8 protein-coding genes are annotated in these 15,305 nt (G+C 62.8%); 2 read left to right on the top strand and 6 right to left on the bottom strand.

Annotation, left to right across the window (positions count from 1 at the left end; genetic code table 11):
• Positions 1-18: 18 nt before the first annotated feature.
• The 6 genes from ABNP46_RS02415 to ABNP46_RS02390 form a co-directional block, all read right to left on the bottom strand.
• On the bottom strand, positions 19-1,146 hold the full coding sequence (locus tag ABNP46_RS02415) for a CobW family GTP-binding protein (RefSeq protein ID WP_349920838.1): 1,128 nt from the start codon (positions 1,144-1,146) through the stop codon (positions 19-21).
• A 123-nt stretch (positions 1,147-1,269) separates the two neighbouring features.
• Positions 1,270-2,664 carry a D-arabinono-1,4-lactone oxidase gene (locus ABNP46_RS02410; protein ID WP_349920837.1) on the bottom strand — a complete coding sequence of 465 codons (1,395 nt, stop codon included), beginning with the start codon at positions 2,662-2,664 and terminating at the stop codon, positions 1,270-1,272.
• A 112-nt stretch (positions 2,665-2,776) separates the two neighbouring features.
• Positions 2,777-4,351 carry an EAL domain-containing protein gene (locus ABNP46_RS02405; RefSeq protein WP_349920836.1) on the bottom strand — a complete coding sequence of 525 codons (1,575 nt, stop codon included), beginning with the start codon at positions 4,349-4,351 and terminating at the stop codon, positions 2,777-2,779.
• Positions 4,352-4,429: 78 nt separating this feature from the next.
• Positions 4,430-5,980, bottom strand: a complete 1,551-nt coding sequence (locus tag ABNP46_RS02400; protein WP_349920835.1) for an EAL domain-containing protein — start codon at positions 5,978-5,980, stop codon at positions 4,430-4,432.
• A 228-nt stretch (positions 5,981-6,208) separates the two neighbouring features.
• Entirely contained in the window at positions 6,209-8,806 is a 2,598-nt protein-coding gene (acnB, locus tag ABNP46_RS02395; RefSeq protein WP_349920834.1) for a bifunctional aconitate hydratase 2/2-methylisocitrate dehydratase, read from the bottom strand.
• A gap of 230 nt (positions 8,807-9,036) precedes the next feature.
• Positions 9,037-11,334: a patatin-like phospholipase family protein gene (locus ABNP46_RS02390; protein ID WP_349920833.1), complete on the bottom strand. Its 2,298-nt coding sequence runs from the start codon at positions 11,332-11,334 to the stop codon at positions 9,037-9,039.
• 260 nt (positions 11,335-11,594) lie between these two features.
• On the opposite strand from ABNP46_RS02390, the gene ABNP46_RS02385 reads away from it, so the two are divergent.
• Both ABNP46_RS02385 and ABNP46_RS02380 read left to right on the top strand, forming a co-directional pair.
• Positions 11,595-13,505, top strand: coding sequence for a methyl-accepting chemotaxis protein (locus ABNP46_RS02385; protein ID WP_349920832.1), 1,911 nt, complete (start codon positions 11,595-11,597; stop codon positions 13,503-13,505).
• 123 nt (positions 13,506-13,628) lie between these two features.
• Entirely contained in the window at positions 13,629-15,275 is a 1,647-nt protein-coding gene (locus ABNP46_RS02380) for a methyl-accepting chemotaxis protein (RefSeq protein ID WP_349920831.1), read from the top strand.
• The last annotated feature ends 30 nt before the right edge of the window (positions 15,276-15,305 follow it).

Below are 15,305 nucleotides of genomic sequence, written 5' to 3'. Positions count from 1 at the left end.
GGCGGGTCATATCAAAAACTACTGGTCGGGTGTCCCCAACATGGTTCTGAGCTGCTCTTCCAGGCTGGGCTCGGGGGCCTTGAGGGTATCGAGGAACAACTGCTCTATCCCGCCCTTGTCCCGGCTCTTGACGATGAACACCAAGCGGGACTGGGCCCGTCCCTCCGGCCACTCTCCCAGGCTCTGCAACGGATAGAGCTGGCCGTGCACGCCGTGGATCACCACGGGCTGGCTCTCTCCCTCCAGCAGCAATATGCCCTTGAGCCGCAGCAGGGCATCGCCATACTGCGCCTGTATCGCGTCGATGGCCGCCAGCAGGCGGGCAGGCTTCAAGGGCTCGCCGATGCGCAGGGAGAAACTCTCGATGTCACCATGGTCGAAATGGGTCGGTGCGGCCGTGCCCACTTTGGCGGCGAAGGGCTTCATTCTGGGCTGCATCGGGGAGGCCAGCCCCTGTTTCGGGGATTCGGTACGCAGCCAGGCGAGCAACTGGCGCACATCGCGCCCCGCCGCCTCGTTGTAGGCACCGAGCGTCTCCAGCACCCGCGGCGAGAGCACGCCGTTGCTGACCCGCTCGATGGGGGCTGCCGGATTGAGGGTCGCCAGCTGGGCTTCCACCCTGTCCAGCGTCTCGGCATCCACCAGATCCCCCTTGCTCACCACCAGCAAGTCCGCCAGCGCCACCTGCTTGACCGCCTCGTACTGGGCCGCCAACTGCTGCTCGATGTGGCCGGCATCCACCACGGTCACGGTGCCGTCGAAACGGTAACGCTGGGCGATGAAGCCCTCTTCCCTCAGGGTGAACAGCACGGGGGCCGGATCGGCAAGCCCTGTGGTCTCGATGATGAGCCGCTTGAAGGGTTTGATCTTGCGCTGAATGGCCTTCATAAAGAGCCCCTGCAGCGCCTCCACCAGGGAGCCCTGCACCGAGCAGCAGATGCAACCGGAATCGAGCAGCACCACCTGCTCGTCCACCTGTTGCACCAGATGATGATCCAGCCCCACGGAGCCGAATTCGTTGATAAGCACGGCGCACTCACCAAGCTCGGGCTGCTTCACCCAGTGATTGAGCAAGGTGGTCTTGCCGCTGCCAAGAAATCCGGTCAGCAGGGTGACGGGGATACGAGTGTCTTGCGGGTCAGTCATGTCAAATCCTTAAAACCTGTCGTCATGGGGCCTGAAAGGGTTATTGTTTCCCCTCATCCCCAACCCTTCTCCCGCCAGGGGAGAAGGGAGCAAAAATGCCTCTCCCTATCGAAGAGGCCGCCCTCAGCGGTTGGCAAACAGATCGCTGAGCCAGCGGTTCTCGAAGCGGCCATGGGGATCCAGTTCGGCCTTGAGGGCCAGGAAGTCGTGCCAGCGTGGCAGCAGGGCCGGAAAGTCGTAGAGATCCATCGCCAGATGCTTGCCAAAGTGCGGTGTTCCGCCGAGCGGCACCAGCAGTTGCTGCAGTTCGCGCATCTGCTCCATGGAGCCCCCGACAAAGGTGCCGTCCGCCGCCAGATAGACCAGGAACCCTATCCAGCACACCGACTTGCCATAGGCGGCGCTGAGCCAGGCCTCGGAGGGGCCGGTGCAGCGCAGGATGAAGGGATAGTGCAGCACGCCGGGGTTGGCCTCCTGCCAGGCCTGCAACAGGGTCAGCGCCTCCCCCATCCGCGCGAGGGGCACCGCCACCTCGCAGTTGATCTGGGGCGCCGGTATCCCCTTGCAGAGGATCTGGTAGACGTTGCCCACCAGATCCGAGGCATCCTTGAAGCGGCGCACCGTCTCGAAGTGCTCCCCGGCCCTGGCCTCGTCCTTGGTGTCCTTGGCCATCTTCTGCAAGGTGGCGTCGATGGTCGCGTTCATGCGCCCGTCCACATCCCCTTCCAGCAGCAGGGGCTCGCAGCCCCCGGCGCGGTAGCGGGCCACCTCCTCCTCGGAGGCGGGATCCACCAGCCAGATGTGGCTCTCGCCAGTCCAGGCGAACCACCAGCTCTTCACGAAGCTGTGTTCACGGTTGAGCCGCTCGTTGTGCTCCAGCAGGAAGGGGTAGTCGGTGGTGAACTTGGTGCAACGCATGATGCGGTTCGGCACCGTGTAGAGGGTCACATCCAGCAGGATGCCGAGCATCCCCATGCCCATGACGAAGGCGCCGAAGCGGGGATCGGTGCGATCCACCCGGATGATGTCGCCGCTCGCCAGCATGATGGTCAGGGCCGCCACCGCATCGCACAGGGCAGACTGGTGCAACCCCTGGCCGTGGGTGCCGGTGCTGAGCGCCCCGCCCAGGGTCTGGATGCCGATGACCCCCGGGGAGGCCGGCAGCATCCGCTCCATGGCGATGAGATCGGCATAGACGGTATCAAGCGGCGTGCCCGCCTGGTAGGTGACGGTATCCGCCGTGCTAGCGAGCTGGCCGCGCAGGTGGTACAGGTCCACCAGCAGCGCCTGCTTGCCCTCGGCATAGACGCTGTGGATGGGTTCAAACGACAGGCCGGAGCCGATCAGCCGCAGCTTGCGCTCCGGGTGCTCCCGCAGCAGCGCTTGCAGCTCGTCCCGGCTCTTGGGGCGCCACACCTGATCCAGGGCGCCAAGGGGGTTGGTCCTGGACCAGTTGAACAGCACCTCCCGATTGCCAATCGCCTTGATGCTGTGAAATGCCTGGAACCTGACCGTCATACCGCGCCTCATCTGACTTCGAAGTGAGCAGCAATTCTACCGAAAAGTGCTCGCCAAGGCATGAAAAACAAGCCCCTACAGTCGTGGATGAGAAAGGGTTGGCGCCAACGACTCAGGCCAGCAGCGGCGCGGAGGCGGACTCCACAACAGTGGCGGCCTGGCGCAGCTCCCCCTGAAACTGCGGCAACGGCACCGGCTGACCAAACAGATAACCCTGCAAGAAGGTCACCTTGCCCCTGAGGTAGTCCGCCTGCTGGCGGGTCTCGACGCCCTCCGCCACCAGCGACAGGCCGAGCCGCCGCCCCAGATCGATCACGTTGTCGACGATGTGCTTGGAGAGAGACTCCGTGCCTATCCTGCCAATGAACGACTTGTCGATCTTGAGGTAATCCACGTTGAACTGCTGCAGATAGACCAGGCTGGAGTGGCCGGTACCGAAGTCATCGATGGAGAGCCTGACCCCCATCTCGTTGAGTTGTCCAAACAGCGACAGGGTCTGGGGATCCGCCACCAGCAACTCCCGCTCGGTCAGCTCCAGCACCAGCACCACCTGACCCGGGGCGAAGTGGGCAAGAAAACGGCGGCACTCATCGAGCAGCGCCATGTCCCGGCAGTGGGCGGCACTGATGTTGAAACTGATATGAAAACCCTGGGGGAGCAGCGCCCGTTCGCTCCCCAGCACCCTGGCGACCTCTTCCATCAAGAGCGTCGTCATGGGCACGATCAGGCCGCTCACCTCCGCCTGGGGAATGAAGAGATCCGGGCGGATCAGGCCTGCCTCGGGGTGGCGCCAGCGCATCAGCACCTCGGCCCCCACGATGGCCTCGCTGTCCGTGGCGACCAGCGGCTGCAGGAAGGGTTCGAACTCCCGGGCCTTCAGGGCACGCGCCAACTCGTTGGCCGGTGAGCGGGGCCGCCCCAGCAGCCACCAGACACTCAGGGCGAAGGTGAGGCTGAGCCCGACCAGCAACCAGAGCCCGAACCAGTGCTGCTGTACCATGTCTCGCCAGCTGGGGGGCTGATTGTGCCCCGCGTAAATGGAGAAGGGATAAACCTCGGATCCCAGGATGACCTCCATCCGATCCGGCAGACCCGGGGCATGCCGGAAGAAGTGGCCCTGACGGTCGAGCCAGTGGGGCCCGACCCTGAGCATGATGGTCATGGTGGGATCGTTGAGTCCCAGCATGAAGTTGAGGTAATCCCCATCGATGACGCTCAGCACCGAGTGCTGGCCCGACTCGGCCCGCACCATCAGATAGGGGTGCCCCTGCCGCACCGGACTCACGTTGTTGAGCAGCAGAGTCCCGCTGGCAAACTCCCCCATCGAGTAGGATGAGCGATAAGGACCAAAGCGCGAGGAGCAATAGATGTCATCCCGCTTGGCCAGGTTGACCGAGCGCACGAAGGGCACCAGGGCGACCTGCTCTCGCAGGGCTGCCTGAACCGGACCGCAAGGCTTGCCCAGCAGCGGCAACACCTGCCGATTGGCGGCCTCTGCGTTATTTAGCATCGTTTCAAGCAGATTGACGGTATGAGACGCTGCCTCCACGGCTTTCTTTCGCAGATTGCTCTGGTAGTGGCAATACCCCCCCCAGCTGCCAAGCAGCATGGGCGTGGAGAAGACCAGCATGGCGAAGAGCAGACGCAGCCAAGGATGGGACGCATTGATTCTGGGACGATAAGGCATAGAAGGTCCAGTGCAAAATGGCCGACCAGTTTATCCCCCGACCCTGAACTCAGCCCTAACCGCGCAAAAAACGACCAGTCAGGCGACCTTCACCCTGGCCGGCAAGCTTTCACAAAACTGCTGCAGCGGCATGGGCATGCCAAACAGATAGCCCTGCAGATAGTCGACCCCTTTCCTGCGCAGATAATCGGCCTGCTCCAGGGTCTCCACCCCTTCCGCCACCAGCGACAGCCCCAGCCGGGAGCCGAGATCGATGACGTTGTCGACGATGTGCTCGGAAAGCGACTCAGTGCCGATCCGGCCGATGAAGGAGCGATCGATCTTGAGATAGTCCACCCGGAACTCTTGCAGGTATCGCAGGCTGGAGTGGCCAGTACCGAAGTCATCGATGGCGAGCCGGACTCCCATGTCATCCAGCTCCGTGAACAGGGCCAGCGTCTGGTCGTTGGCCACCAGCAGCTCCCGCTCGGTCAGTTCCAGCACCAGCACCACCCGGCCCGGGGAGAAGTGATCGAGAAAGGCGCGGCACTCCCTCACCAGGGTGCGATCCCGGCAATGGACGGCACTGATGTTGATGCCGATATGAAAGTCATCCGGCATCTCCCGTTGCCAGGCGCTCAGCTGCTCCGCGACCTGCTGCATCAGTTGCCGGGTCATGGGTACTATCATGCCGCTCTCCTCCGCCTGGGGGATGAAGAGGTCCGGGCGGATCAGACCCGAGACCGGATGCTGCCAGCGCATCAACACCTCGGCCCCCTTCAGGCGGCCATCGCCGCAACTCACCAGCGGCTGCAGGTAGGGCACGAACTCCCTGGCGCGCAGTGCACGCTTGAGATCCCCTTCCATCGAACCTGGCCGCCCCAGCAGCCACCATACCAGCAAGGCGATGGAGAAAGAGAAGCAGAGCAGCAGGCTGATAGTCAGATAACGAACCTGCCAGAGGCCGCGCCACACCGACGCGATATCCATGCCGGCATACATGGAGATGGGGTAGCGGCTGGAGGTGATGTCGGACGCCGCCAGGGTTGGCAATCTGGGGCTCCCCTCCATCAGGTCGCCCCTGTGGTTGAGCCACTCATCCCCCACCCGCAGCAAGATCTCTCCTTGCGACGGGGCGCTCAGGGTCAGCATGATCCTCAGATATTCCCGATCTATGGTGCTGAGCACATCCCCTTGGGTGGCCTGGCTGCGCACCGCCAACACCGGGTGCCTCGGCAGGATGCCATTGCCCGGCAGCAACCGCAGCACACCGTCACTGTAGCCACTGGCGTCATCCTGCCAACTGACGCTCCCCAGCAGGGAATTGCAGTAGATGTTGCCATCGGCGATGAGATTGGTGGTGCGCACGAAGGGAGCCAGCACCACCAGCTTGCGCATGGCGAACAGGGCCGTTTCGCAGGGGTGGTTGAGCAAGGGCAGCATGTTGCGATTGTGCTCCTCGGCATGATCCAGCATGACCTCCATCAGCTTCATCGCCCTGCTGGCCGCAAACTCTGACTGCTTGCTCAAGGTATTCAAATAGTTGGCATGTAGCTCCCAGAGCCCGAGCGTCACGGGCAGGGTGAAAACCAACAGGGCGCAGAGCAGGCGCCAGCAGGGCCGGGAGGCATCGAATCCAAACAGCTGCATAGATGAGGGTACCCATAAGAGAAACAGCAAACCCCGTCCCGATGAAAAACATGTGAGGGGCATCGATAAAAGGCTCCGCATCATATAGCGCCCTTCACGCGCCCCCTTGGCGCGAGATCATTTTTTGATCAGATGAAAGTAAAATGAAGCGCCGCCCACGGGACATAAAAAAACCCCGGCATGGGCCGGGGTTCTCATCTGATGACTCGCGCCCGTTGGCGCCAGCCCTTATACCGCTTGCTGCAGGATCACTTCATCGGCCTTCTTGGTGTAGGAGGCGATCTCGTTGAAGTTCAGGTAGCGATAGGTGTCCGCCGCGGTGGCGTCCAGGGACTTGGCGTACTGCAGGTACTCGTCCACGCTCGGGATCTTGCCGGTGATGGCGGCAACGGCAGCCAGCTCGGCAGAGGCCAGATAGACGTTGGCGCCCTTGCCCAGACGGTTCGGGAAGTTACGGGTGGAGGTGGAGACCACCGAGGCCCCTTCCGCAACCCGCGCCTGGTTGCCCATGCACAGGGAGCAGCCCGGGATCTCGATGCGGGCACCAACCCGGCCGAAGATGCCGTAATAACCCTCTTCGGTCAGCTGATCCTTGTCCATCTTGGTAGGCGGCGCTATCCACATGCGGGTCGGTAGCTCGCCCTGGTATTTCTCCAGCAGCTTGCCAGCGGCACGGAAGTGGCCGATGTTGGTCATGCAGGAACCGATGAACACCTCATCGATCTTGTCACCGGCGACCGTGCTCAGCAGACGGGCATCGTCCGGATCGTTCGGCGCACACAGGATGGGCTCCTTGATGGTGGCGAGATCGATCTCGATGATTTCGGCGTACTCGGCATCCTTGTCCGCTTCCATCAATACCGGGTTCGCCAGCCACTCTTCCATCCCCTTGATACGGCGGGTGATGGTGCGCACGTCGCCATAGCCTTCAGACAGCATCCATTTGAGCATCACGATGTTGGACTTCAGATACTCGATGATCGGCTCTTTATCCAGCTTGATGGTGCAACCGGCGGCGGAGCGCTCGGCGCTGGCATCGGCCAGTTCGAATGCCTGCTCCACCTTCAGGGTCGGCAGACCTTCGATCTCGAGGATGCGGCCGGAGAAGATGTTCTTCTTGCCCGCTTTCTCGACGGTCAGCAGACCGCGCTGGATGGCGGCGTAGGGAATGGCATGGACCAGATCCCGCAGGGTGATGCCAGGTTGCAGCTCACCCTTGAAACGCACCAGCACGGATTCCGGCATGTCCAGCGGCATCACGCCGGTGGCGGCGGCGAAGGCCACCAGGCCAGAACCCGCCGGGAAGGAGATCCCGATGGGGAAACGGGTGTGGGAGTCACCACCGGTACCCACGGTATCCGGCAGCAGCATGCGGTTCAGCCAGGAGTGGATGACGCCGTCACCCGGACGCAGGGAGACGCCGCCGCGGTTCATGATGAAGTCCGGCAGGGTGTGGTGGGTCTGCACGTCGATGGGCTTGGGATAGGCCGCGGTGTGGCAGAAGGACTGCATGGTCAGATCGGCGGAGAAGCCGAGGCAGGCCAGGTCTTTCAACTCATCGCGGGTCATCGGGCCCGTGGTGTCCTGGGAGCCGACCGTGGTCATCTTGGGCTCGCAGTAGGTGCCCGGACGGATGCCCTGCACGCCACACGCCTTGCCGACCATCTTCTGGGCCAGGGTGAAGCCCTTGCCGGTATCGGCCACCGGCTGCGGGCGACGGAACACGGTGGAGAACGGCAGACTCAGCGCTTCACGCGCCTTGTCGGTCAGGCCGCGGCCGATGATGAGCGGAATACGGCCACCGGCGCGCACTTCGTCGATCAGCACTTCGGTTTTCAGTTCGAACTGGGCCAGCACCTCGTCGGTGCCGTGACGCTTGATCTTGCCCTCATAGGGGAAGATGTCGATCACGTCGCCCATCTCCAGTTTGGAGACATCCACCTCGATGGGCAGGGCGCCGGCATCTTCCATGGTGTTGAAGAAGATGGGGGCGATCTTGCCGCCGAGGCAGACGCCACCGGCGCGCTTGTTCGGCACATGGGGGATGTCGTCACCCATGAACCAGAGCACGGAGTTGGTGGCGGACTTGCGGGAAGAACCCGTGCCGACCACGTCACCGACATAGGCCAGGGGGAAGCCGCTCTGCTTGAGTTCTTCGATGGCCTTGATGGGGCCGATGACGCCGTCCTTGTCCGGGGTGATGCCGGGGCGGGCGTTCTTCAACATGGCCAGGGCGTGCAGTGGAATGTCGGGACGGGACCAGGCATCCGGTGCCGGTGACAGGTCGTCGGTGTTGGTCTCGCCGGTCACCTTGAACACGGTGACGGTGATCTTCTCGGCCAGGGCCGGGCGATTGAGGAACCACTCGGCATCGGCCCAGGATTGCAGCACCTGCTTGGCGTGGGCGTTGCCCGCCTTGGCCTTCTCTTCCACGTCGTGGAAGGAGTCGAACATCAGCAGGGTGTGGGAGAGGCCCTTGGCAGCAAGAGGAGCCAGTGTGGCATCGTCCAGCAGATCGATCAGCGGCTGGATGTTGTAGCCGCCCTGCATGGTACCGAGCAGTTCGACCGCTTCGGCGGCGGTCAGGATCGGGGAGTGGGCCTCACCCTTGGCAATGGCGGTGAGGAAGCCGGCTTTCACATAGGCCGCTTCATCCACGCCCGGGGGAATGCGGGAGGCCAACAGCTCTTTCAGGAAATCTTGTTCACCGGCGGGCGGGTTCTTGAGAAGCTCAACCAGGGCGGCGACTTGCTCTGCATCCAGAGGCTTGGCGACTACGCCCTCGGCGGCACGTTCTGCGACGTGTTTACGGTATGTTTCAAGCACGACTAATTCCTCTTTGGTCTTTTTTTTGGGGCTCGCCCACGCTCGCGGCGATCGTCCTTGCGGGACACCCGTAGGGTGCCCCCCACTATATAAGTTTTAACGACTAATTAAAATCCAAAGCCTGTACGGTTATTCACCGGATCTACATAACCAACTAATGCCGTTCAATTTTTTTAAACACACAAAGCGTGCAGGCATGAAAATGTTAACAAAAAGGCATCATTACCCGTTTAATCGAAGGTAGTGCCCAATTGCAGGTAGAACATGTCATGCCCCCCCTCCGCCATGCCGTAACCGAGGAAGATGGGGCCGAGGAAGCTCTCCACCCCCACGTAGATGGAGCCAGCGGTGTAGGAGTTCTCTAGGCTGATCTTCTCGCCGCTATCCCAGACGTTACCTTGCTCGATGGATCCCCCGAGGAACAGCGGTGCCTTGAAGGCGCCGAAGTCGTTGTCCGACACCCGGTAGATATAGCGCAGACCCCCAAGCAGGCTGTAGCGCCCGCTCAGTTGGTAATGCTGGAAGCCGGACAACCGGAACAAGCCTCCCAGATCCTGCACATAAAGGGGCACCTCCTCCTTCGAGGTGGAACCGCCGCCTTCCAGCAACAGGTTGAGGCTGTGGCGGCCCCAGGACCAGGGTTTGATCAGCGCCAGATGGTAGTTGAGCCCCTCACCATGTTCAGTATCCTCACCGGTCTGCTCCAGCCGGACGTTGGTATATCCCCCCTTGAGATCCCAATAGATCCCCTCGTAGGGGAAGTAACGGCTGTCGAGGGTATCGTGTTCGAAACGCACATAGGGTCCCCAGGAGAGGGCATCGATGTCCGCATCCGCCAGGTTCTGGATATCGACGCCCCCAACCTGGCCCTCAAGGCCAAACGACAGCCGGCTCCAGGGTTGACGGTTCCAGCCGAGTGCCAGATCTACGCTGGTGAAGCTGTACTCCGAATCCAGATAGCGCAGCCCATATACATCCAAATCCTTCTGCTCGGTGAAGAAGACCCGCCGCGGGGTCTTGTCATAGGCCAGGCTCGCCTCGCCGTAGTAGGTCTGGGAGGGTTCCAGCGGTGTATAGAAGTCGGTCTTGAAGTGCTTGGCGGTGCCAAGAGACGCTTCCGTCAGCCACTCCCCACCCCAGTCATTGACGTTGGTGAGGGTGTAGGACATGCCGACGTTGTAGTTGGAATTGCTCTCGAAGTCATCGGAGAAACCGAGCTGGAAGTTGAGATATCCCGGCCCCCAGTTCTTCTCGCTGGCGTTGACCACCAGCACGTTCTCGCCACCCCGTTCTTCCACCTCATAGGTGATGCGATCGAAGGATTCCAGCGCGTAGAGACGGCGGATGCCGGCCTCCAGGCTGTCATAGGTCTGCACCTTGTCCGGCCGTACCTTCAACATGGCACGCACCGTATCGTCCGAGAGGCGGGACTTGTTGATGATCTCCACCTTGTCGATGTAGTAGGCCGGCTGGCCGCTGCGCTCGGCACGGCGACTCAGCTTCTGGTTGCGATACTCGGCATAGGCATCAGGGGAGAGAGAGAGCGTGTCCAGCTGACTGGAAGATTGCATCGCCACCGTCTCCCCAATCTTGATTCCCTCCGGCATACGGGCAAAATCGGCGATACCTATGTCGCCAAACTCCGGGCTCAGCAGCACATCCTTCGGTCCCAGCAGGGCTTTCTGCTTCTCTGTACCGACCTGGGTCATGTAGGTCGTGAGCTGGTCAATGATGGCCAGCCCGGATTTCAGCGATTCCCGGGTGCGCAGCTTGGCCCCGATATCCACCGCGATCACCACGTCGGCCCCCATGGCCTTGGCCACGTCCACCGGCATGTTGTTGACGGTACCGCCATCGGTCAGGATCCGACCTTCCCAATCCACGGGTTTGAGGGCGCCAGGGATGGACATGGAGGCCTGCATGGCCTTGGCCAGACTGCCGTGATCCAGCACGAAGGGGGTCACCGTCTCCATGTCGGTGGCCATGGCGCGATAGGGAATGGGCAGATTGTCGAAGCTCTTCTGCACCGGCAGGTTGGAGGTGGCGTGGCGCAACAGGCTGGCCATGGACTGGCCCTGGAAGAAGCCGTCGGGCAGCTGGGTCTGATCCCCGTTGATGCCGATGTCGGTGCGCAGCTGGTATTTCTCGCTCTGCTGCTTCTTGCGCAATGAGAGTTCGTTGCGGCCGACCTTGTCCTGATAGCCCTTGTTCCAGTCGATGGCGAGGGTCATTCGCTCCACCTCTTCGGCGCTGAGCCCCATGGCATACATGCCCGCCACATAGGCCCCCATGCTGGTCCCCACCACGATGTCGACCGGGATCCGCTTCTCCTCCAGCACCTTGAGCACCCCGATATGGGCCGCCCCCTTGGCACCGCCGCCACTGAGCACCAGCGCCACCTTTGGCCTCTCCCCCCTGGCGCCGCCATGTTGCTTGGCCGGGTCAGGGCTCTGGGCTGCCACCATGAGAGGGGCGGCAGTCAGCAAGAGCATTAGCAGGTGGGTCCATCCCAGAGGAAAGATGCGCATATGAGTGTCCATGGTTCCAGAGCGAGCCGAGTGAGCCGCTGGCTCACCGTCAGATGAGGAACTGTAACCGTAACTGACTGTGCTGGCGAGATTTCATCTGGCTGCGGTCGGTGGCAAACAGGCAAACCTGGCGCCAAACCAGTCCCGACCTGCTGTGAGCGCAAACGTTAATCGGCAATAAACGCCATCGACGACTCAAGGGGAGGTATTACCGGCCGCTAATATGTACTCACCCCAGATCCACACTCCCGAGTCACCCTATGTTTGCAAGCCTGACACTCAAGCAGAAAATTCTGGCCACCGTCATCCTGGCCGTGGCGCTCTCCTGTCTCCTGGTTGGCTATTTCAGCCAGCGCTCTGCCCAGCAGCTGATCGAGACCCGCATGTTCGAGCAGGAACTGCCGAACCTGACCCAGCGTATCGGCAAGGAGATCGAGAAAGATCTGACCTCGGTCGCCGGGGCCGCCAAGCAGCTGGCCAACGATCGCTTCGTGCTGGACTGGGTGGAGCGCGGCATGCCCAAGGAGCAGGAGCCCATCCTCATCGCGCAGTTGAAAGACATGACGGCACAATACGGCCTGGTCACCGCCTCTTTCGCCGACCGGCAGAGCGCCGCCTACTACAACCAGGATGGTTTCCTGCGCGTGCTGAACCATGAGCAGGACAACTGGTTCTACGACTACACCAAGAGCCCGCAGGATCTGATGCTCAGCATCTTCCGCGAGGCCAACGGCGAGGTGAAACTGTTCGTCAACTTCCAGCAACTGAACGGTCGCGGCCTGGCGGGGCTCGCCAAGTCCCTCGACAGCATGGTGAGCATGCTCGCCAACTTCCGCATCGGTGACAGCGGCTTCGTCTTCATGACCGACGGCAGCGGCAAGGTGAAACTGCACCCTGACGCGGCCCGCATCGATCGCGACAGCCTGACCCAGCTGGCCGGTCCCGATGCTGGCAGCCTGCTGACCAAGCAGCCCTTCTCCGCCACGCACGCCGAGGTGGATGGTCAGGCCGTGGTGCTCGCCACCAGCTATATCCCGCTGCTCGACTGGTATCTGGTGGCTCAGGTACCGGAGGCGGAAGTCTATGCCGAGCTGAACGAGGCGCGCCTGCACATCCTGCTGGTGAGCCTGGTCATCGCCGTCGGCATGGGGCTGCTCGGGGTGCTGCTGGCAGGCTCCGTCAGCCGTCCGCTCAACGAGCTGGCACGCCTGTTCCGGGCGCTCGGCAGCGGTGACGGCGATCTGACCCAGCGCCTCAAGGTGGAAGGTCGCGACGAGCTCGCCCAGGTCGCCACCGGTTTCAACAACTTCGTGGCCAAGATCCACGGCTCCATCGAACAGGTCGCCAACAACTCCCGCCAGCTGGCCCTCACCGCCAACGAAGTGGCCGCCAAGGCCCAGCTGACCCAGCACAACTGCACCGCCCAGCGGGATCGTACCGTACAGGTCGCCACCGCCATCCACGAGATGGGGGCAACCGTGGGCGAGATCGCCGGCAATGCCTCGCTGGCTGCCGACGTGGCCAAGCAGGCCAACGAACAGGCCGATGCGGGCGCCGTGGTAGTCGCCCAGGCCCGTCATGGCATCGTCGGATTGTCGGACGAGATCGAGCAGGTCGCCGGTGTCATCGAGTCTCTGGCCAGCCAGACCGACTCCATCGGCAGCATTCTCGACACCATTCGCAGCATCTCGGAGCAGACCAACCTGCTGGCCCTCAACGCCGCCATCGAGGCCGCCCGGGCCGGTGAGCAGGGCCGTGGTTTCGCCGTGGTCGCCGACGAGGTGCGCAATCTCGCCAGCCGCTCCGCCGCCTCCACCGCCGAGATCCAGACCATGATCAACAGCCTGCAGGAGCAGAGCGCCCGCGCCGTCAGCGCCATGGCCCAGGGCCGCAACCAGAGCCAGGCCGTGGTCAACCAGGCCGATGAGGCCAATGCGGCACTCGGCCAGATCACCGGTCACATCACCCAGATCAGCGACATGAACATCCAGGTCGCCACCGCCACCGAGGAGCAGTCCAGCGTGGTGGGCGAGATCAACCGCAACGTGGAGGACATCAACCAGCTGACCATGGAGACCGCCGACATCGCCCACCAGCTGACGGCGTCCAGCCGCAGCCTGCAGCAACTCTCCGGCGAGCTCGACAAGCTGGTCGGCAACTTCAGGTTGTGATCACCAAGGGCGCTGCGGCGCCCTTGTTTTACCGGGTCGGCATGGAGTGCCGGCCCGTTCATGACAACGATTGTCATGACAAGCCGCTAGATTAGCGACACAACAACGAACCAAGGAGTCAACATGCTGGCTGGCAAACTCACCATCAAAAACCAACTCATCCTGGCGGTCACCGTGCCTTGCCTCGCCCTGCTGCTGGTTGGCGCGGCCAGCCTGCGCAGCATGGGACACATCAAGCAACAGGCCGACGAGTTGTTCCAGAATACCGCGACCCCCATGCGGGCCATGGCGGAAGTGGCCTCCCGCATTCCACGCATGCGAGTCGGCATCGACATGATGCTGCTGCAAGACACCTCGCTGCGGGATGAGAAGGGAGTGCTGACCCGGGTCAAGGAGACCCGAGAGGAAGATATTCCCGAGATGCGTCAAGCCATGGAGCAGGCGGTCAATGCCCAGGTAGATCCCGCCGCCCGCGCCGAGGCGCAGACCCTGCTCGATCAGTTCACCGCCATGGAGCGCGACGAGCTGACCCCCATGCTGCAAGCGTTGTCGGACAACCGGATGGATGAGGCCCGCGCCCTCTATCGGGATCGCTACAGCCTGAGCTATGGGGTCATGCGCAAGGGGGCCAATGCCCTGCTCGACGGCCTGATCCAGCAGGCCCAGCAACGCAACGAGCTGAGCGAGCGCAGCTATGGCAGCGGTCGCAACCAGATGATCGCCATCATAGTCGCCGCCCTCGCCATCTCCCTGCTCGTCTCGGTCCTCATTCTGATCGGGCTGCGCAACCGTGTCTCCTTCTTGCAGCAGCATATCGGGGATGTGGCCCGCCACCTGGCACTGGACAGCAGCGCCAGCCTCAGCGGCAAGGACGAGCTGGCCGAGATAGGCCGCAGCTTCAACCAGTTTGTGGCCCGCATCCACGGTGCCATTGAACAGGTCGCCAACAACTCCCGCGAGGTCGCCGCCACCGCCAACGACCTCGCCGCCAAGGCCCAGCTGACCCAGCACAACTGCACCGCCCAGCGGGATCGTACCGTGCAGGTCGCCACCGCCATCCACGAGATGGGAGCCACGGTGACCGAGATCGCCGGTAACGCCTCGCTGGCCGCCGACGTGGCCAAGCAGGCCAACGAGCAGGCCGATGCGGGCGCCCTGGTGGTGGCTCAGGCCCGTCACGGCGTCGTCGGCCTCTCCACCGAGATCGAGCAGGTTGCCGGCGTCATCGAGTCCCTGGCCAGCCAGACCGACTCCATCGGCAGCATTCTCGACACCATTCGCAGCATCTCGGAGCAGACCAACCTGCTGGCTCTCAACGCCGCCATCGAGGCCGCCCGGGCCGGCGAGCAGGGCCGCGGCTTCGCCGTGGTCGCCGACGAGGTTCGCAACCTCGCCAGCCGCTCCGCCGCCTCCACCGCCGAGATCCAGACCATGATCAACAGCCTGCAGGAGCAGAGCGCCCGCGCCGTCAGCGCCATGGCCCAGGGCCGCAACCAGAGCCAGGCCGTGGTCAGCCAGGCCGACGAGGCCAATGCGGCGCTCGGCCAGATCACCGGTCACATCACCCAGATCAGCGACATGAACATCCAGGTCGCCACCGCCACCGAGGAGCAGTCCAGCGTGGTGGGTGAGCTCAATCGCAACGTGGAGGACATCAACCAGCTGACCATGGAGACCGCCGACATCGCCCACCAGCTGACGGCGTCCAGCCGCAGCCTGCAGCAGCTCGCCGGCGAGCTCGACAAGCTGGTCGGCAATTTCCGGCTGTAAGCTCGAGTGAAATGCAACAAGGGGACGCGA

Origin of the sequence: Aeromonas veronii (assembly GCF_040215105.1) — a bacterium.
GTDB classification, from domain to species: domain Bacteria; phylum Pseudomonadota; class Gammaproteobacteria; order Enterobacterales; family Aeromonadaceae; genus Aeromonas; species Aeromonas veronii_G.
This window is presented reverse-complemented; position numbering and strand designations above follow the sequence as displayed.